Source organism: Peribacillus sp. FSL P2-0133 (assembly GCF_037975445.1).
Lineage (GTDB): Bacteria > Bacillota > Bacilli > Bacillales > DSM-1321 > Peribacillus > Peribacillus simplex_E.
This window is the reverse complement of record NZ_CP150254.1, coordinates 5,708,902-5,729,110: the sequence shown is the minus strand read 5'-3', so window position 1 is coordinate 5,729,110 and position 20,209 is coordinate 5,708,902. Positions and strand designations below refer to the sequence as shown.

At 40.9% G+C, this 20,209-nt stretch carries 18 protein-coding genes; 11 read left to right on the top strand and 7 right to left on the bottom strand.

Annotated elements, in window-relative coordinates:
* Nucleotides 1–50 precede the first annotated feature (50 nt).
* Nucleotides 51–1,010 carry a peptide-methionine (R)-S-oxide reductase MsrB gene (gene msrB / locus MKY17_RS27715; RefSeq protein WP_098370275.1) on the top strand — a complete coding sequence of 320 codons (960 nt, stop codon included), beginning with the start codon at nt 51–53 and terminating at the stop codon, nt 1,008–1,010.
* Between the two features lie 22 nt (nt 1,011–1,032).
* Nucleotides 1,033–1,887, top strand: coding sequence for an STAS domain-containing protein (locus tag MKY17_RS27710; RefSeq protein ID WP_098370274.1), 855 nt, complete (start codon nt 1,033–1,035; stop codon nt 1,885–1,887).
* A gap of 63 nt (nt 1,888–1,950) precedes the next feature.
* On the opposite strand, the gene MKY17_RS27705 is transcribed toward MKY17_RS27710, so the two are convergent.
* The 4 genes from MKY17_RS27705 to MKY17_RS27690 all read right to left on the bottom strand — a co-directional run bounded on the left by MKY17_RS27705 (nt 1,951) and on the right by MKY17_RS27690 (nt 6,112).
* A complete protein-coding gene (locus MKY17_RS27705; protein ID WP_098370273.1) occupies nt 1,951–3,603 on the bottom strand; it encodes a glutamine--tRNA ligase/YqeY domain fusion protein in 1,653 nt (550 codons plus the stop codon).
* Between the two features lie 285 nt (nt 3,604–3,888).
* Complete coding sequence (locus MKY17_RS27700; RefSeq protein ID WP_098370272.1) at nt 3,889–4,629, bottom strand: amino acid ABC transporter ATP-binding protein; 741 nt, start codon at nt 4,627–4,629, stop codon at nt 3,889–3,891.
* 11 nt (nt 4,630–4,640) lie between these two features.
* Nucleotides 4,641–5,306 carry an amino acid ABC transporter permease gene (locus MKY17_RS27695; protein WP_098370271.1) on the bottom strand — a complete coding sequence of 222 codons (666 nt, stop codon included), beginning with the start codon at nt 5,304–5,306 and terminating at the stop codon, nt 4,641–4,643.
* Nucleotides 5,307–5,332: 26 nt separating this feature from the next.
* Complete coding sequence (locus MKY17_RS27690) at nt 5,333–6,112, bottom strand: transporter substrate-binding domain-containing protein (protein ID WP_098370270.1); 780 nt, start codon at nt 6,110–6,112, stop codon at nt 5,333–5,335.
* 472 nt (nt 6,113–6,584) lie between these two features.
* Here MKY17_RS27690 and purU point away from each other — a divergent pair, with 472 nt between their 5' ends.
* The gene (gene purU, locus MKY17_RS27685) at nt 6,585–7,487 is read left to right on the top strand and encodes a formyltetrahydrofolate deformylase (protein WP_098370269.1); all 903 of its coding nucleotides are present in this window, start codon (nt 6,585–6,587) and stop codon (nt 7,485–7,487) included.
* Nucleotides 7,488–7,543: 56 nt separating this feature from the next.
* Here purU and MKY17_RS27680 read toward each other — a convergent pair whose 3' ends face one another.
* From MKY17_RS27680 to MKY17_RS27670, 3 genes are all read right to left on the bottom strand, one after another.
* Entirely contained in the window at nt 7,544–8,200 is a 657-nt protein-coding gene (locus MKY17_RS27680; RefSeq protein WP_098370268.1) for an SIMPL domain-containing protein, read from the bottom strand.
* 141 nt (nt 8,201–8,341) lie between these two features.
* The gene (locus MKY17_RS27675) at nt 8,342–8,536 is read right to left on the bottom strand and encodes a YwbE family protein (protein WP_076368446.1); all 195 of its coding nucleotides are present in this window, start codon (nt 8,534–8,536) and stop codon (nt 8,342–8,344) included.
* 109 nt (nt 8,537–8,645) lie between these two features.
* Nucleotides 8,646–10,166, bottom strand: coding sequence for an FAD-dependent oxidoreductase (locus tag MKY17_RS27670; protein WP_098370267.1), 1,521 nt, complete (start codon nt 10,164–10,166; stop codon nt 8,646–8,648).
* A 1,211-nt stretch (nt 10,167–11,377) separates the two neighbouring features.
* Between MKY17_RS27670 and MKY17_RS27665 the strand changes: the two genes are divergently transcribed.
* The 8 genes from MKY17_RS27665 to MKY17_RS27630 all read left to right on the top strand — a co-directional run bounded on the left by MKY17_RS27665 (nt 11,378) and on the right by MKY17_RS27630 (nt 20,169).
* On the top strand, nt 11,378–12,574 hold the full coding sequence (locus MKY17_RS27665; RefSeq protein ID WP_144527323.1) for a ParM/StbA family protein: 1,197 nt from the start codon (nt 11,378–11,380) through the stop codon (nt 12,572–12,574).
* Between the two features lie 8 nt (nt 12,575–12,582).
* Nucleotides 12,583–13,125 (top strand): hypothetical protein, encoded by a 543-nt coding sequence (locus MKY17_RS27660; RefSeq protein ID WP_098370265.1) that lies wholly within the window; start codon nt 12,583–12,585, stop codon nt 13,123–13,125.
* A 457-nt stretch (nt 13,126–13,582) separates the two neighbouring features.
* Complete coding sequence (locus MKY17_RS27655) at nt 13,583–15,298, top strand: right-handed parallel beta-helix repeat-containing protein (protein ID WP_098370264.1); 1,716 nt, start codon at nt 13,583–13,585, stop codon at nt 15,296–15,298.
* 176 nt (nt 15,299–15,474) lie between these two features.
* Complete coding sequence (locus MKY17_RS27650; protein WP_179891003.1) at nt 15,475–16,647, top strand: glycosyltransferase family 4 protein; 1,173 nt, start codon at nt 15,475–15,477, stop codon at nt 16,645–16,647.
* A gap of 93 nt (nt 16,648–16,740) precedes the next feature.
* On the top strand, nt 16,741–17,865 hold the full coding sequence (locus MKY17_RS27645; RefSeq protein ID WP_179891002.1) for a DegT/DnrJ/EryC1/StrS family aminotransferase: 1,125 nt from the start codon (nt 16,741–16,743) through the stop codon (nt 17,863–17,865).
* Complete coding sequence (locus MKY17_RS27640; RefSeq protein WP_098370261.1) at nt 17,855–18,832, top strand: Gfo/Idh/MocA family oxidoreductase; 978 nt, start codon at nt 17,855–17,857, stop codon at nt 18,830–18,832. The genes MKY17_RS27645 and MKY17_RS27640 overlap by 11 nt, the downstream gene beginning before the upstream one ends.
* A complete protein-coding gene (locus tag MKY17_RS27635; protein ID WP_179891001.1) occupies nt 18,832–19,458 on the top strand; it encodes a PIG-L deacetylase family protein in 627 nt (208 codons plus the stop codon). The genes MKY17_RS27640 and MKY17_RS27635 overlap by 1 nt, the downstream gene beginning before the upstream one ends.
* Nucleotides 19,459–20,169 (top strand): WbqC family protein, encoded by a 711-nt coding sequence (locus tag MKY17_RS27630; RefSeq protein ID WP_098370259.1) that lies wholly within the window; start codon nt 19,459–19,461, stop codon nt 20,167–20,169.
* Nucleotides 20,170–20,209 lie beyond the last annotated feature (40 nt).

Below are 20,209 nucleotides of genomic sequence, written 5' to 3'. Positions count from 1 at the left end.
TTGCTGGTATATAATACATAAAATGACAGGCGTGAAAGGGGAGTTTTAGGATGACGTTGGCTGGAAAAGAAACGGCTATCTTTGCAGGAGGCTGTTTTTGGTGCATGGTTGCTCCCTTTGATGAAATGGATGGTATTATTTCAGTGACATCAGGTTATACAGGCGGTAAATTTGCCGCGCCTAGTTATAAACAAGTGATTACCGGTTCGACTGATCATGTTGAAGCGGTTCAAGTGGTATTCGATCCATCAATCATTTCCTATAAAACGTTATTGGAGATATTCTGGCGCCAAGTCGATCCTACGGATGACGAAGGACAGTTCTCGGATAGGGGAAAGCAATACAGGGCAGCCATTTTCTATCTTAATGAACGTCAGAAAAGGGAAGCAGAACAATCGAAGGAAGAATTAATGATGAGCGGGCGGTTTAAGAAACCTATTGTTACGGGTATTCTACCCTCGGGGAAATTTTACGAGGCTGAGGAATATCATCAAGAATTCTATCGGAAAAATCAGTTTCGCTATGCATTGTATCGTAAAGGTTCAGGCCGGGATGCTTTCATTAAAGAAAATTGGCCTAAGGATAATGCACATCTTAGAAAGACCTTAACGGAGAGTCAGTTTCATGTCACCCAGGAAAATGGCACGGAGCCGCCTTTCGATAATGCTTATTGGGATCACTTTGAAGAAGGCATTTATGTGGATGTCGTTTCTGGGGAGCCTCTATTCAGCTCTCGGGATAAGTATGATAGCGGTTGTGGGTGGCCAAGCTTCACCAAGCCAGTCATGTCCGCAAGTGTCAATGAAAAAATGGATCTCAGCCACCGAATGACCCGGACCGAGGTGCGCAGCAGGGAAGCCGATTCACACCTTGGACATGTTTTTCCGGATGGTCCAAGTCCTAAAGGCACGAGATATTGCATAAACTCCGCAGCCCTTCGATTCATTCCTAGAAATGAAATGGAGAGAGAGGGATATGGAGACTTATTATTACTTTTTAAAATGAAATAACTAGTGAGATAGGGGAACGCAAATGGATAAAATAGATGAAAATTTATATCGATATATCCTTGATAATTCATCTAAGATTACGGAAAATTGGCTGGCTTTGAGGGAAAAGCAGTCTGGGTCCATCTATTCAATGGACTCCAATGAGGAAATTGAAAAGCTTCTTAGAGAACAGAATACATTGACCATCAAGACAGTGACAAGTGCTTTACTTGAAGATAAAACTGCTTTTATCGAAACGATGGAGCAGTGGGCCACACTTGTCGCGAAGAGCAGGGTTGAATCGGACACCCCCATTTACGAAGTGTTGGAAGCGCTTAATAAGGTTCGTGAAACATATTGGGCCTTTATCACTGATTATATGCTAAAGGATACGGGGATAACGAAGGATATAATCATCCGGTGGAGCCGGCTCATTAATCGTGCATTCGACCAGTTGAACCGTGAGTTCACAGAGCAGTATTACCTTTTGACAAAAGAACGTTTACTAGCTCAACAGGAGCTGATCAATGAACTGGGCGCACCTGTCATTCCCATTGTTGATGCCATTGCGGTATTGCCGTTAATTGGTGAAATCGATACCTATCGGGCAAAGGAAATTTTGAATGAGACTCCAAGCAAATGCATTAGCAAAAATGTCACTCACTTATTCATCGATTTATCGGGAGTCTCCCTTTTAGATACGATGGTTGCCCAACAGATCTATCAATTGATAAGTACCCTGAACCTGTTAGGCATTCAATCGACCATTTCCGGGATTCGTCCTGAAGTGGCCCGGGCATCGATTCAGTTAGGTCTTGATTTTAGTCTGGTTTCGACACATAGTACTCTTAAACAGGCCCTTTCCAAGCAAGGGATCAAACTTTACGAGAAAAAATGATATAAGGGTGCAGAGAATGAAAAGAACCAGATCCCGCTAGGAATCTGGTTCTTTTCTGTGATTCTATAACTTGAATGAACTTTTCAACCCAACGATTTGGTTGAAGACCAAGTGATCGGCCGCAGTGAGTTTTGAATCAACATTATAATAGCCATGCCTGAAGAATTGGAATTTATCCTGAGGCTTAACATCTTTCATGTTCGGCTCAACAAATCCTTGTAAAATTTCTACAGATTCAGGGTTTACCCGGTCCAGGAATGATTTTTCTTCCTCTTCATCATTTTCTTTATCCAAGATTAAAGGCTGGTAGTTGCGGAATTCTGCTGAAACGGCTTGTGAAGCTTCGACCCAGTGCAATGTACCTTTTACTTTACGGCCAGTGAAGCCCGATCCGCTTTTCGTTTCAATGTCGTATGTGCAGCGAAGTTCAATTACGTTACCGGCTTCGTCTTTTATCACTTCTTCACATTTAATGAAATAAGCATGTTTCAAACGGACTTCATTGCCCGGGAAAAGTCGGAAATACTTTTTCGGCGGGTTTTCCATGAAATCGTCCTGTTCGATATATATTTCACGTGAAAACGGGATTTGCCGTGTGCCCATTTCAGGAACTTCCGGATTGACCTCAGCATCCAGCCATTCTACCTCGCCTTCCGGATAGTTGGTGATGACCACTTTAAGCGGATTTAGGATACCCATAGTCCGTGGAGCCTTCAGCTTTAAGTCTTCCCGCACGAAATGATCAAGCATTTGAGAGTCTACGACACCGCTTGTTTTTGCGACACCAATCTCTTGGCAGAATGCACGAATTGCTTCGGGTGTATACCCGCGTCTCCGCAAGCCTGAAACGGTAGGCATCCGTGGGTCGTCCCAGCCGTCCACGAAGCCCTCATCGACAAGCTGCTTCAGTTTTCGCTTGCTCATTACTGTATTGGTCAGGTTAAGACGGCCAAATTCATATTGTTTTGGCTTGCTTTCCATTTCACAATTTTCAACGATCCAGTCATAAAGAGGGCGTTGATCTTCGAACTCTAGCGTACAAATGGAGTGTGTGACTCCCTCGATGGCATCTTCAATTGGGTGGGCAAATGCATACATTGGGTAGATGCACCATTTGTTGCCGGTATTATGGTGTTCAGTATGGGAGATACGGTATATGACGGGATCACGCAAATTGATGTTAGGTGAGCTCATATCGATCTTGGCACGCAATACTTTTGCACCGTTTTCGAATTCACCGCTGCGCATCTTTTCAAATAGTTCAAGATTTTCCTCGACAGTTCTATTGCGGTAGGGGCTATCTTTTCCCGGCTCAGTCAGCGTTCCGCGATATTCACGGATTTGGTCGGCATTAAGGTCGTCCACATATGCCAGTCCTTTATTGATGAGCAGCACAGCTCTTTTATACATTTCATCAAAATAGTCGGAAGCGAAGAAAAGGTTATCCCAGTCGTAACCGAGCCATTTTACATCTTCCTTAATGGAGTTGACAAACTCAATATCCTCTTTCAATGGATTCGTATCATCGAAACGAAGGTTAGTTTTCCCATTGAAATCATCAGCCACCCCAAAATTCAAAATGATTGATTTGGCGTGCCCGATATGTAAATATCCGTTCGGCTCAGGAGGGAAGCGGGTGATGACATGATCATGTTTTCCGGACTCTAGATCATCTTTTATAATATTTTTAATAAAATTCGAAGAGTTATTTTCCAACTGAATTCGACCTCTTTCATTTATATACTTCTTTTAATTTTACCTGTATATATACCATAAATACAGATATTTTTCCATGTTCGAGCCGGAATCAGGGTTTATCTGAAACAATTCATCAAGTATTTAGTTTGTACAATCAGAGCGAAAATATCCCTGAAACTTTGATCATGTAATTTAGGGAACCCAAAATAAGCAATACAGGAAGTCACGCCTGTATTGCTTATTTTGGTGATTTAGGCTCTATGACGAATTATTCTCGCTAATAGACAGATTTTAGGATGGAAATCAAAAGACTGTCGTTTGCAAAAATTCTTTTGTCCGCTCTTCTTTTGGATTGGTGAAGAATTCTTTTGGCGGGCCGCTTTCGACAACCCTCCCATTATGCATGAAGACAATCCAATCTCCTACTTCACGTGCAAAGCTCATTTCATGTGTAACGACTACCATTGTCATCCCTTCCAATGCAAGTTCCTTCATCGTGGCAAGAACTTCCCCGACAAGTTCGGGATCCAGAGCCGAGGTAGGCTCATCAAAGAGTAGGATATCAGGCTTCATGGCAAGGGCACGGGCTATGGCCACACGCTGTTTCTGCCCACCTGAGAGCTTGCTTGGATAGACATCCGCTTTATCTGATAAGCCGACTTTGGCAAGCAATGCTCTTGCTTCCTCGATTGCCTGGGCCTTAGGGACCTTTTTGACGTGAGTCGGTGCTTCGATGACATTTTCAAGCACGGTCATATGCGGGAAGAGGTAGAAATGCTGAAAAACCATTCCGACTTTCTCGCGGATTTTATTAATATCATGGGTACCCGGTTGGATTTCAGTTCCTTCAATGAGGATTTGCCCGCTGTCTTTTTTCTCTAAATAATTCAAACAGCGAAGCAGGGTGCTTTTTCCGGAACCGCTTGGCCCGATCAGACAGACAACATCGCTATCCAGTACCTTCATATCAATATCTTTGAGTACATGCAGGCTTCCATACGATTTATTTAAATTCCTAATGCGAATCATTTCTTTTTGTTCCATTTCAATTCCCCCTATCGATCACTAATGGAAAGTTTCTTTTCGAATAAATTGACGATAATGGTCAGGAATGCCACTAGAATCAAGTAGTAGACCGCTACAATCAGTAAATAAGTCATTTCATCGAAATTATTCGAACCTAACGTTGTCGCCACGTTAAACAGCTCATTCATGGAGATGAAGGCTGCCAGTGATGAATCTTTCAGTCCGATGATGAATTGGTTGCCTAGCGGCGGCAATGCGCGACGGAAGGCTTGAGGTAAGATGATTCTTCTTAATGTGAGAGAGTTGCTCATGCCAAGGGAGCGCCCGGCTTCCATTTGGCCTTTATCGATGGATTGGATCGTACCACGTAAAATTTCAGAGATATAAGCTCCATTATGGAAGGCCAAGGCAAGTGACGCCGCCCAGAAGTCCGGCAGTAAGAAGAGATTGCTGATACCGAAATAGAGTATGAATATCTGTACGATTAGCGGTGTTCCCCGTACCAGGAATACATATGTATCTGAAATCCATGCAAGAATTTTTATATTGGAAATTTTTAAAAGTGCAAATAGCAATCCGATGACGATTCCTACCAATATGGAGACTACCGTCAGTTCCAATGTGAGGAGCATGGCTCGGATGAATACGTCCGAGGAGTTAAATAATGTATCAAAAAAATGTGAAAAACTTGGCAATGTAATGACTCCCTTTCTATCAATCTTTATTCAGGCTTGGTTGTGATGTCCTCACCAAAGTATTTTTTGCTGATTTCCGCAAGCGTTCCATCTTCCCGGAGGTTTTCAAGTGCTTCGTTGATACGTGCAAGCAGCTGAGGGTTGTCGTTAGGCAGTACGATGGCCTGCTCGCTTCGTTCGATCAATTGCCTTCCTTCGACGTCGAAACCTTCCTTGGCCGCTTCCTTGCCGGTTACGAAGTCGGTAATGACGGCATCATGACGTCCTCCGCTCAATGCTTTCAGGGCTGTGATATCACTGTCATAGGTTTTTACATTGGTTGTATACTTTTCTGCTGTGGTTGCGTACGTGGAGCCTTTAGAAGCCGCAACTTCCTTTCCCTTTAAATCTTCGACCGTTTTAATATCACTATCTGAGCGGACGAAAATTTGAGGACCTGAGTAGTAATAAGGGGTCGAGAAGGCAACATGTTTACTTCGTTGTTCATTGATTGTATGACTGGCAACCGCGGCATCTGCCCGACCGGTTTTGACACCTTCCACAATACCTTTGAATTTTATCCGTTTAGGTACTGGCTCCAGGTCCAGTTCCTTTGCTATTGCATCGCCGACCTCAATATCGAATCCGGTTACGGTCATGTCATCATTGACATAACTGAATGGCTTGAATTCGCCTGAGGCAGCGAAAACAAACTGGTCCTTATTGATCAGCTTGCTTCCATCCTCCAGCTGGTCCTTTTCAGCACAGCCGGATAGAAGACCGAGAACAGCCAGAATGGATACAATGAATGTAACTGATGATTTCATGATAATTTCATTTCCCCCTTTGAAAAAAACTAATAGAATGGTCTATACCCTTATGAGGCAGTGTAATAACCTCATTAACTAGGGAAATTAAAACTGAAATAAAAAAGGGTGTCCTGAACATGTCGACATTTCATTCAAGAATCCCCTTCACTATGCATTTCATAAAGGTTCTCGACCTTTGCCTTCATTTCCTTCCAAATTACCGGTAATTTCCTGAAATAATGACAATTATTATTTGGTGGAGTAAGAAATTTCAGTTAGATTCAGCGCTAAAGATGAATTTGAAACAATTCATGATGATGTTTTAGACTCTATCGAAACCATATCTAATGAATGGGATGGGGTAAAACTGGAGGATTTCAAAAAGGGACCTCGTTGTCTGCCAACAAAATCCGTATTGAATTGACTGACTTTAATTTTGCCCATGAATTGAAGTATAATATAGCAAAATAGAAGAAGGGCAGTTGGGAAAATGGTTAGCAACTTTGTGCAAGAACAGTTACAGGAGTTTCGCGAAAAGAATCAAGATAGAGGCCGTTTGATTATAAAGTGTCCGGACCGGCCAGGAATTGTTTCGACAGTTACTGCCTTTCTAAAAGAATATGATGCAAATATTGTTGAATTGAGTCAGTATTCGATGAATCCTGAGGGCGGTACCTTTTTCACCAGGATCGAATTCGATTGTCCCGGATTGAAGGATAGGGCAGCGGATATGCAATTTGCATTCCAGGAAGTTTCGACAGCATTCTCGATGCAATGGACATTTAACCATGTGAGTGATCTGAAGCGGACGGCAATCTTCGTTTCCAAGGAACCGCATTGTCTTTTGGAATTGCTATGGGAGTGGCAAAGCGGGGATTTATTAGCTGATATTGCGCTAGTCATCAGTAATCATGAAGATACAAGGCAAATTGTCGAATCAATGGGCATCCCATTTTATTACATTCCTGCAAATAAGGATATACGTAGGGAAGTGGAGACAAAACAGCTTGGACTTCTGGAAGAATTCAAAGTGGACCTTATTGTCTTAGCTAGGTATATGCAGATATTGACGCCGGACTTCGTAGCGGCCCATCCAAACAAGATCATCAATATACATCATTCATTTTTACCTGCATTCATTGGAGCAAGGCCTTATGAAAGAGCTTATGACAGAGGTGTTAAGCTGATTGGGGCGACTTCCCATTATGTGACGAATGATTTGGATGAAGGTCCAATCATCGAGCAGGATATTGAACGTGTGGACCATCGTGATTCTGCTGGGGATATGAAGAAAATCGGTCGTTCAGCTGAACGCAGGGTGCTGGCACGTGCCGTTAAATGGCATTTGGAGGATCGCGTCCTTGTTCATGAAAATAAGACGGTTGTCTTTTAAAGTGAAACCCCCCTTTGTTCACCAAGGGGGGTTTTTAGGATGGAATTTAGTGAGTACTAGTACGTGTACTCCACCCTTACTGAGGCAGTGATGTTCAATTCACCAGGCTGAATCGGGGTAGTCGCCATTTTTGAAAAGGTACTTGTTTGGTAAAGCATCGGTGTTGCCGTTTCAGATAGCTCTTCAACCTTATTAGGGACTGGGTTCAATGAGATTCCTAGTGTTCGGGCCATGGAGAGTGCTTTTTCGTATGCATTTTTTAAAGCGAGAGAAAGTGCCTGGTTATAGTATGCATCTGGGTTGGATAAAGAGAAGCGGATGCTGGTGATTGAATTGGCGCCGCTTCTGACGGCCGTGTCGATTATGCTGCCTATTTTCTCGATGTCGGTCGTTTGGGCTTGGATGATATGCTGGACTTTGTAGTTCTTGAACAATTCCTTTCCGTCAATATAATCATATTGCGGATCGATTCTGTAATCACTCGTTTTCAATTGCTCTTCCGGAATGCCTGCGGATTTGAGTGATGCGATGACATTTGCGATTGCTTGGGAATTGGCTTGCTGGGCCTTTTGCGGGTCCTTATCCTCTGTTATGACTCCTAGGGTGATTGTGGCTTGATCCGGAGGGGCAGATAGCGTCTCTGAGCCGGAAACTTTCAATGTATGTTCCTCGTTGCGGTAATGAACCCTATCAGGGGTATTGTATTCTTTCATTTTGACACCAGCCTTTTTTTAAAAGAGATAATCTCACCCCTATTGTACGAATTATGAACGGGAAACATGATTGAAATATCCCATTGTCATTAATTCGGTCGAATGATCACAAAAAAACACTCGGCCTGAACCGAGTGCGCGTTACTTATGAATGACTTGAACCCTGCCGACCTGGCCATCAGTCAATCTTACTTTAATTCCATGAGGGTGAGTGCTGGAGTTAGTCAAAATATCCTTTACAGTGCCGCTTGTCAGTTTTCCGCTGCGTTGATCTGCTTTAAGTACAATGTCCACAGAGGCACCTGGGGTAATGTCCTTCCGATTTTTACCGTTCATTTCAATTCAATCCTTTTCAGAGTTATTTGCAACCATTCAACCATGCAGTAACTTCAGTATAAGGAAAACAGCGGACCCAGTCGACTATTAGATAAAATCACTGTGACCATCAGCGTATTTTTTTCAATGGTTCGACAGCAGGGCCATTCAACACTTCACCAGCGATGGAGTAGCGGGAGCCATGGCATGGGCAATCCCAAGTACGGTCGCCGCTATTCCAGGCAACTTCACACCCCATGTGCGTACAAGTGGAATCGACAATATGAAGCTGGCCATCATGATCTCGGTAACACCCTGCCTTGTCTCCATTCACCTTCACGATTGCTCCTTCATCAATTCCTATGTCTTCCGGCGTTTTATGAATGACGGCTAATTTGCTTTTGATCAAATGCTTCGCTACATCAGCATTATCTTGGACTATATTCTTCATGCCTTTTAAACGGGCGGGGTCATACAAGTCTGCATAGCGGTTATCCCTTTGCAAAACCCGGTCAGTTAAGATCTTGGCCGCAATCGACCCATTCGTCATTCCCCATTTCGCATAGCCGGTAGCTATCAGAACATTTGGATTATGGGATGTCACTGGTCCGACGAAGGGGATATTATCCGGTGTCACAATATCTTGTGCCGACCAGCGGTAGGGAATGTCCTTCACATCGAAATATTGGGAACTGAAGTCCTTCAGTGCTTCATAATGCTCGATCATCGAGACTCCCTGGCCTGTTTTATGACCATCCCCGCCGACTAGTATAAGTTTTTCCCCATTGTCCAATTCCGTATAGCGAAGGGAGCGGGTAGGGCTGTCTGCACTGTAATACATCCCACCGGGATATTCCTGTTCAGTCCTGATTCCAAGTACATAGGACCTATCTACATGGACACGGGCAAAGTATAAGCCCTTTTCATCATTAAAAGGGAAGTGGGAGGCAACGATTACCTGATTGCTTTTGATTGTATGTCCAGTATCGGTCAGAACGGTAGGTGGATCGCCGTCTTCAATCTTCATTGCCGTTGTCCGTTCATAAATTTTGCCTCCACTTTCGAGAATTGTCGAAATGAGGGCAGTTAAGTATTTTAACGGGTGAAACTGTGCTTGATCTTTCATTATCACTGCAGCTTTAGAAGGGATGGAGAAAGGGATATTCTCTGAATAATCCCCCCGAATGCCGAGTTTTTGATAGGCTTTCAGTTCATTTTGAATTTTGATTTTATATTCATCTGTATTTGCGTAGACATAGGCATCCTGTGCAGTCAAATTACATTCAATGGAATGTTCTTCTACCAAGTCTTTGATCAGCTTCATTCCCTCTGCATTGGCTTCATAATAAAGTTTGGCCTTCTCTTCGCCATGGTCAGTGATCAATTGGTCATAAATCAAGCCATGCTGGGCCGTGATTTTTGCTGTAGTGTGTCCTGTCGTTCCAGTTAGGATTTCGCCTGCATCAATCAGTGTGACTTTAACACCTTGTTTAGCTAGTAGATAAGCAGAAGTGATGCCAGTAATTCCGCCGCCTACTATTAAGACATCTGAGTTTATATCTGTTTCTAGTTTAGAAAAAGATGGGAAAGTTAACGCACTGCGCCAATAGGGTTCCGGAAATCGGGGAAGGTCTGTATTTTTTTCAGTCATTTGAATACCTCCATACAGTTCATTTGTAAATTGTCCATTTATTACCATACCCAAATCCGCTATTTATACGCTTATTTTTGTAAGAAGAAATATTAAAAAAATACATTATTTGGTTTGTTTACGATTACGTATACATGTAAACGAAAATAGATGTATTGTAAACAAAAACGCATACATGTTTACGAACACGTACACATGGCTATATATCAGACGTATACATATTTGTTCCTATTGTAAACAATTCGAAAATTATAGCTACTATTAATGAAGCATTGACTATCGTGGAAACTTTTTCAGCTTCCAGAATCGTGGAGGAGGGCCGTTAAATATTTTAAAGGGGTGAAACTGTGCTTGGATCATGGAAGATTTACAAGGAATGGAGAAAGGGATTTCTTCTGCATAATCCCCGCGAATGGCTAGTTTCGATAGGCTTTTAGTTCTTTTGGAATTTCACTTTTATACATCAGTATTTGCGTGAATATAGGTATCCATTGCAGTCAAATTACATTCAATGGAATGTTCTTCTACCAAGTCTTTGATAAGCCCATTCCTTCTGCATTGGCTACATAATATAGTTTGGCTTTCTCTTCACCATGTTTTAGTGAACAAACAAATCGTAAATCAGGCCATGCTGTGGTGTGTCCCGTTGATCCGTTAAGGATTTCGCCAGCCTCTATCAGTGTAACTTTAATACCTTGTTAAACTGAGTAATCCCTGTAATTCCGCCGCCTACTATTAAGACATCAGAGTTTATATCTATTTCTAGTTTAGAAAAAGATGGGAAAGTTAACGCACTGCGCCAATAGGGTTCCGGAAACCGGGGAAGGTCTGATTTTTTTTAGTCATTTTAATACCTCCATACAGTTCATTTGTAAATTACCCATTTATTACCATATCCAAATCCGCTATTTATACGCTTATTTTTGTAAGAAGAAAGAGTAAAAAATACATTATTTGGTTTGTTTACAAAAATGTATACATGTAAACAAAAATAGATGTAGTGTACACAAATAAGTATACATGTTTACAAATTCGTACACATGGCTATATATAAGGTGTATACATACTTGTTCCTATTGTAAACAATTTGAAAACAATTCGACAAATATAGCTACAACTTATGAAGGATTGACTATCGAGGCAACTTTTTCTATCCTTAAAGGGAAAGCTTCACTTAAAATTTTTTTCTATAAAAAAGGGGATGTTTTTAGATGAGTTCTAGAATCGCAGCAGTAGACGTAGGAAATGATGCTATCAAGGCTATTTTTGGAAAGCTAGAGTCTGAACTATATATACCAAATGTCATTGCAAAAGACATAGAGGACCGTCCGGTCATTGGGATTGAGGAACTTGATGAAAAAAACCCATTGGAAGGGATTCATATTAGGGTCCATTCACCAGCCCTTCAAGATAATAATGCGATTTATCGCGTTGGGAACTTGGCGACAAAAAGTGATAATCCTACTGAATTGGATTTAGGAAGCAGTAAATCGGAAGAAGATCAAACATTAGTCATGCTTTTTGCGGCTCTTGCATTAGACGCTGCCAAGTTGGGGGACAACGATACATTCAAAAAAGTGAATAACGTTGTGGAAGCCAACTATACGCTTGGAACAGGGTTGCCACTTCGGGAGGTTAAAGAAGGGAAAGACGTCGGATACCGCTCGAAATTACTTGGTTCAGTCCACCAGGTGGAATTTTTAATTACTCCTAAATACCAAGGCATAAAGGTTAATATCAAATTTGATGAAGTGAAAGTCTATCCAGAGGGCTTTGCTGCATACATAAATTTGGTCATGGATAAAGATTTGAATATTATTAACCGTGAATTAATAGATAGAAGAATACTCATCCAGGATATCGGTGGATTATCGACGGATATCGCTGTCATTAAAAATCGTAAAGTTGACGATGACAAAGCACAAGGATTTAATTTGGGAGTAGCTGAAGCCCTTGAATCGATTCGTGAAGAAATCAGGAAGAAACATGGTGTCGAGCTGGATAGCAGGCGCGACGTCGTCGAAATCATCACGAAGAAAAATGATCGCAATCATATTATGGTTCGCGGAAGCAGGACAAGCGTCCATGATATCGTCGACCGCATTTTAGGTGAACTGGCCAAAAAGCAATATCGTCACCTGCGCAACGTATGGCAAAAAAATTCCCAAACGGAAATCTGCTATTTTGTAGGCGGGGGATCGATTGTCCTGAAAGATTACTTGAAAACATTGAATCAAAATTTCGATGGCTACAATATAGACTTTTTCGAAGATGAGCGGGAAAGCGTTTGGATGATGGCAAACGCCTATTATAAATTGATTTCGGATTTTAATCGCCGCCGGAATGCAAAGGAACAGAATCAGTCACAGCAAAAGAAGAAAGAACAAAGAACGGGCTCCATTAAATAGGTGAGAGAATGAAAAAAACAGCTTCTTCTGAAATTAAAAGAGGACAAGCCATCACTTTTCGTATCCCTTCGGATGTATCAGACTATACGTTAAGACAGCTGCAGAAATTGAAGGAAACGGAAAGAAGGAATTTTTCCAGTAAAATTGCCGAGTATGTTCTCGATGGAGTCGGGCAATCCTCCCATCAGGATCGGGAAATGATTGCCCTGCCCATGCCGAACAAACTAAGCAAATCTCAGCGTGATTGGCTCAAGCATTCCCACTCAGAAGCTATGCTTGGAACGATTATGTACCACCTTTTATCCGATCCTTTACGCGCTACGGCCCTGCTTGCCTCTTTGAACAATAATGAACTGAATGAGGAACTGTATGTCCAGGCCGAGCCTGAAGATAAGGAAGCCGAGGAGGCCCCAAAATACCTGCCTAAGAAGAACCTGGATGACTTTGATTGGAGTTTGAATGAACCAGAACAACAAGTGGAAGAATCCGAACCGGAAGAGGAAAATCTCGACGATCTCCTGGGTGATTTTCTTGATCAAATGAACCAGTGAACTTTTGGAGGATATTTGAAGATAAGTTGAATATCCTCCTTTTTCTTTTGCGGGGGTTAATGACACAAACCCCTTTGAACTAGACATCAGCCTTTTCCCGTAAACAACCGGGGAAAGGCTTTTTTTCGTGCCCCCCCCCTTGTCATCGACAGACACATCCCTTCTTTGAATAAACACGCATCAACCGGCCCTTCACTTTTCAATGGCGACGGAAGAAGGTTGTTTCCCCCAATCACAATCCGGCTACCCCTTTATTCCATACAGATTAGCCGTAAGTTTAAGCGACTGTTCCAAAATTAACACATGTAATGTTGATTTTGAGAAATGCACATTTCACTTCCCATGTAACATTAGATGTGCGCCCCCTCTTTTTTAGGTCGAATATGGTGTCTTTGTCATCAGTCTTCGGAATACGTAAAAAACTGTCAAAGAATAAAAAAAGACATAGGGGTTTTAGATGAAACGATTATATAAAATTGCAGGAATATTTACCGTGTTCACCATGGCGTTCATCTCCCTCCAGTCAACGGCCGTCGGGGCAAACGAAGTGTGCGGACCCACAACGGGAACGTTGATTCAGTTATTGGACAATAAAGGGAAGGTAAAACAAACGCTGTCACTAGAGGCGAACTATTCCACCACAACGATCCGGGCAATCGTTAATGAGGCCATTACGAGGGTTTCCGACTACCCGCAAGATGTATCGAATGGGAAAAGGGGAACGGTTCGTTTGTCAAAAGGCCAGTTCACGGCTAGTGCCTTTATTATGATGAAAGAAGGGGTCACATTAGAAGGGACGATGGAGAATGGAAGACCCGTCACGACAATGTGTACCCAGCCCTCGAGCGATTCTGTCACCATAAAAATCATGGTGAGCCATACGGGCGTCAAAAACCTGATACTCGATGGGAAACGACGGACGGAAGATCCCCAAACTGGGGAACCGAGGAACTATTATGCGGCACGGAACAGGGGCATTGAGGTTACCGCAATCGATCAATCCAAATCCACGGCGGATTTGGTGTCTGTCTATTCGACTGTAAGTGATTTGCAGAGGCTTCAAAATATCCTGATCGAAGATGTTCAAATCACCGGGTATGAGGGATTTGGCATTTACTTAGAACATGTGAATGGAGTCACGGTTAAAGGGTCCGATTCGAGAAAAAGAAACAAAATGATCATAAAAGATATTGGATATGCAGGTATCGGCGGGTATTCTGCGAGTAACGTGACTGTAAGGCATGCGACAGTGAGAGACCTTGGGCCAGGGGAAACGGTGGGCAATACCAAACAAAGCTATGGCATCGCCTTTAGCCACCGGAAAGTCAATGCGGCTGATGCCATGACTCAATCAAAGTTCCCGCGAAGTGACACTATCGCAGTCGATGGGAATGTGGTGGCGAACAACCCTGGATGGGAAGGGATTGACACCCATTCAGGCCATAATGTTTCCTTTACGAATAATGTCATCTTAAACACGCGTTTTCCAATCATTGTCGGGGGAATGGACTACAAGGGAGGGGATACCTCAGCATACCCACCCGGCAATATTACGATTGCAGGGAATAGGATCAATGGTGAATCCTTTAATGATTATGCGTATTACGATATAGATAAAAATGCCACAGTCAGCGAACGAGGCATTGCGGTCAACGGAACGCAATTCCATGATCTTACTGAAAAAGAGATGGGATTCCTGCAAACGGTCGTGATTAAAGGCAATTATGTGAATAATGTCCAGGCTAATGTCGAGGAATGGGGAGGCATCAGCATTCATGTGACCAAAAATGCCCTTATTGAAGGCAATATCATTGAAAATTGCTTCAACAATGGGATTGTGATCCTTAGTTCCAACAAGTTCACCAAACTGAAAGGAAACATCATAAACCAAATTCATGAATCCGACGAAAAGTTCAGTTCAGCGGGCATCGGCATCAGAGGGTCGCATAATAACGGCAGCCCTACAAATGACTATGCCATTACCTCTATGAACATGAAAAATAAAGGGATTGAAAGGGATAATATATTTACCGATGTCGGGCATGAAATCCATGTACAAGACAAGACGGTTTACAACCGCCTGGATGACTGGATTGCCATCTCGGCCTTCCTTGACTGGAACAAACCTAATGTGAGGAAAAAAATCATGCAAGAAATCCATCTGATGCACTGAAAAACAAGGGGAAGGACAAATCTCTAGTGGGTTTCAAAGTTAAAACGGCCCATTCTAAAAAAGGGACAGGTCACACCTATATTAAGTGTTACATTTGTTTTCTGGGGAAAGCAATAGGCACAGCATTCAGCTGTAAATCCAATTGAATCATATTGGGTAAAAGAGGAGGTGATAAAGTGAAGGTTCTTTATTTGCATCAATATTTCAATACCGATAAAGGCAGTACCCGATCTTATGAAATAGCTAAATTTTTAGTCTCTAAAAATAATAAAGTCACCATCATCACCGGAAATACAATAGATTCGCGTGAGGGAATAAAGATCATATCAACCAAAACTAAATATAAACAAGAGTATAGTTACCTCAAAAGATTATTATCGTTTATTCATTATATGTATAAGAGTTTTTTTATTGGGGTGAAGGAGAAAGGGGTAGACGTTGTTTATGCTTCCTCGACCCCTTTGACGATTGGGTTGATAGGTATGCTTCTTGCTAAGGTGAAGCGCAGCGAATTTGTGTTTGAAGTAAGGGATTTATGGCCAGATATACCTATTGAGCTGGGAATCATCAGACATGAATGGTTAAAGAGAATTTTATTGAAGCTGGAAAGCATGATTTATTCTGCAGCTGATAAAATCATCGTGCTTTCGCCTGGAATGAAAGAAGATTTATTGAAAAAAGGAGTTAAACAAGAAAAGATTTCGACGGTTACTAACTTTGCGGATATAGACTATTTTTCACGGATTTGTTCCAAGGATAAAGAAGAAGCATTGGAAAAATTAGGTTTGAAAGCGAAGTTTATCTGTTTATATGCGGGTACATTAGGATTTATCAATAATATCGATTATATTTTACAGCTTGCCGAAAAGACTGATGACCCCGATATCGTCTATCTAATTGTAGGGGATGGAAAGGAAAAAGAGCGCTTAATTCAAGTGAAAAAGAGCAAAAAATTAAACAACGTCATTTTCTTGGATCAGGTATCTAAAAAAGAAGCGTACTTATTAATGGCCGTATCTCATATAGGTCTGTGTTTTGTACGGAATAATGAAATATTGGATAGGAATAGTCAAAATAAACTTTTTGATTTTTGGGCAGCCGGGAAACCGACATTAATAAACTATAAAGGCTGGCAACATGGGGTTATGACAAAATATGATGCAGGTCACGGTTTTGAATATAGTGAACGATCAAAGATGATAGAGTATGTAAAATCAATGAAAAGTGACAAACAAATGTATCTGAAAATACAAGGAAATATAAAGCGTTTAACCCTAAATTATGAGAAAACCAAATTGATTTCAAAGCTAGAGAGAACACTGTCGGATTTGGTTGTTAATAATCATTGAATAGTCATGGGTCTTTCAAAAATTTGATTTATTTGTATGCCTCTTACTTAACGTGTAATGAAAGATCTGATTTTGGAAAAAGGATGGAGTTCTATGGAGACTATCGTAAATACAAAGCCAGTGATAACAGGTTGGGTAAAACGGGAATACCTCAAGAACATTGAGCACATTTTGGATTCTGGCAGGTTAATTTTAGGTGATTATACCCGGAAATTTGAAGAAAGCGTCAGACAATACAGTGATTCTAAGTATGCTGTCGCACTTTCCAGTGCAACGGCAGCCATTGAAATCATTTTAAAGTATCTAGATGTTGAAGGCAAAGAAGTGATCATGCCAAGCAATACGTTTATTTCCCCAGTATATGCGGTGAAAAATGCGAAAGGAAGGGTCGTTCTTTGTGACATCAATTTAGAGGATTTCAATTTGGATTTAAATAGCCTGAAGAGCGCCGTGACTCCCAAAACGAAAGTTGTCCTAATTACGTATATTGCTGGAAAGATCCCTGATAACATCTTTGAGATTAAAGAGTTTTGTGATGAGAATGATCTTTATCTAATCGAAGATGCTTCACATGCTTTTGGTGCCGCTATAAATGGATATAATGCCGGGACAATTGGGTTTGCCGGGGTTTTTTCAATGTACCCCACTAAAATTGTTACAAGTGCCACAGGTGGTGTCATTACATCGGATGATATAGAGTTAATCAAATACTGTGAGTTGTTAAGGCACCATGGGAATGAAAATGGTGCAGTCAATCAAGTATTATCCGGTGACATGCTTCTCAGCGAATTCAATGCATTGCTGGGTTATCTGCAAGTTCAGGAAGCTTATGGCATGATCCGGGTCAGGCAGGAAATCTTCAGTTTCTATAAAGAACAATTGAATGATACTTTTCAAGTACACGGTCTTTACTTCCAAGCTTCATCTGACCACAATGAATCTTCATTTTATAAAATTATCGTCATGTCTAAAAGCAAAGAGCAATGCGAAACATTTAAAAAGCATTTAAAAGAGGGTCATATAAGCACCGGGCATTGTTATGGGGTCCCATTACATTTACAGCCCACATTGCTAGAGGAATATCCCCTTGCATCTCTCCCGAATGCCGATAGATTTCGTGAATCTCATTTCACGTTACCATGTCACTTGGATTTGTCTGATGAGGATCTGAAATACATTGTAGCGAAATGTAAACAGGCAGTGGAACATGGTTGTTAAAAATAGGATTGGAGTGGTGGGGTCAGGTCCAATAGGTTGTGCAATGATTGATGCCATTAATGAAAGTTCAAATGGAGAGGTGATGGGAATTTGGGGGAGAAGATTCCATTTTGCCAAGGAGCTTGCAAAAGAAAAAGGAGTTTCTAAAGTTTATGGATCACTGAATGAAGTTTTTGAAGATGATGAGCTGGATACTGTTTATATAGCCACTCCAAATGCTTCCCATTATGAACAAGCGATGGCAGCCATTGAGCATGGAAAGAACGTCATTGTGGAGAAAACGGCATTCATGACAGCCGATCAAGCCAATCGAGTTTTCGATGCTGCAGAAAAACAAAATGTTTTTGTGTTTGAGGCGTTGAGATCTATTTATGAACCCAACTTTCAAATTTTAAAGAATGCCATAAAAAAAATAGGGAAAATTCATGGGGCAACCCTAAAGTACCAAAACTATTCCAAGCAGTATTCGGCCTTATTGAAAGGAGAAAAAGCTCCACTTTTCGATGAAAATCATGGTGGCGGCACATTAAGAACAATTGGAATTTATCCTATTTATGCGGCCATTCAATTATTTGGTGCTCCCCTTAAAAGTTTTTATTTTAAACAGCTGATCGTAAAAAACATTGATTTAGGCGGCACGTGCATTTTTGAATATAAAGATTATAAAGTAACCATGTTGATTTCGAAAATTAACTTAACGAATGATTCAATATCGGAAATTTACGGAGAGAACGGAACTTTGCGTTTTCACTCGTTATACGATATCCGCACAATCAGTTACCGCAGTATCATTAATGACATTGAAGAAATGATTAGTGAACCTATTAGTGATAATAGTTTGCTTTATGAAATCACTGAATTTTCAGAATGGATTTTAATGAAAAATGAAACAGCTTACAGGGAACAAAAGAGCATTACACTTAAAGCGATATCTATCATTGAACAAGCTTTAAATGGAGGAACATGATGAAAAAAATATTGCTAGTAACAGCACATCCGGATGATGCGGAAATTAGTATGGGCGGTACCATTCGTAAGCTATTGAACCAAGGACATTACATTATCAACATCATATTTTCCATCCCTTCGAATATCGAGGTCAGGAAACAAGAGGCAATAGAGTCATCAAAGAATTTCGGATATGAGGTACAGTTTTCTAATTACTGTGAGGGTAATAACGTTGAGGATATTCCTCTTCATAAATTAATAAAAGAGCTCGACAATATCATTGAAAAGATGAATCCAGACGAAGTCTATACACATTGGATGAATGACAGTCACCAAGATCATCAAAAATTATCAAAGGTGGTAAGAAGCTGTTTTAGGAAAAAACAATTTACCCTATATGAATTCGAACAAATCAACCAAAACAATAACATCGCTGCCAATCAATTTCTCCCGAATATTTATAGTGATATTACAGAGTTCATGGAAGATAAAAAACAAATGATTACCATGTTCCAATCACAGCTAACCGGTTATATGGGGCACTATTTAGTGAATGCGGAGCATATCGGCAGTTGGAGGGGCTCCCAAGTGAATTGTAAATACGCGGAGACATTCCTATTAATTTTTTCAAAAGAGGTTTTGTAGGTGGAAAAAAAGAAGATAGTCGCAATTCACCAGCCTAATTACATGCCCTGGATTGGTTTGATTCATAAGGTTTTCCAATCGGATGTTTTTATATATTTGTCTGATGTGAAATACTCTTCAAGTAATTTTCAAAATAAGACATATATTCTAGGTGCTGATGGAAAAAAGTCAAGGCTAACTGTACCGCTTCAAAAAAAACCTGAAATGTTACATGAAAAATTAATCAGTTATCATTCCCCAAATCAAAAATGGAAAAGGAATCATTTGAAGCAAATTTCGCAAGTTTATAAAAAAACTCGCCACTTTCAAGATTTTTTCCCGCTGTTGGAAGAAGCATATCAAAAACAACACGCTTTATTAGTCGATTTAAATATTCATTTAATTGAATTGATCTTAAATTACTTAAACTATGAAGGAGAAACACACCTTTCCACTGATTTTAATACATCCTTTGGAAAAACAGAGAGATTAGTCAGCCTGCTTAAGCAAACCGATGGTACATGCTATTTAAGCGGGAAGAGCGGAAAGGATTACTTGGAAGAAGAATTGTTTCGTAAAGAAGGAATCGATCTCGTCTATCAAAATTTCATTCATCCTGTCTATTATGTGAAAAATGAGACAGAATGTGTAAAAAATTTATCGATTCTTGACTGGATCATGCACTATCCGGCGGATCATATAAAAGAAACGTTAACTGAACGAATAAATTAGGCTAATCTGAAAAATGTAAATGAGTATAGAAAAATAGAGA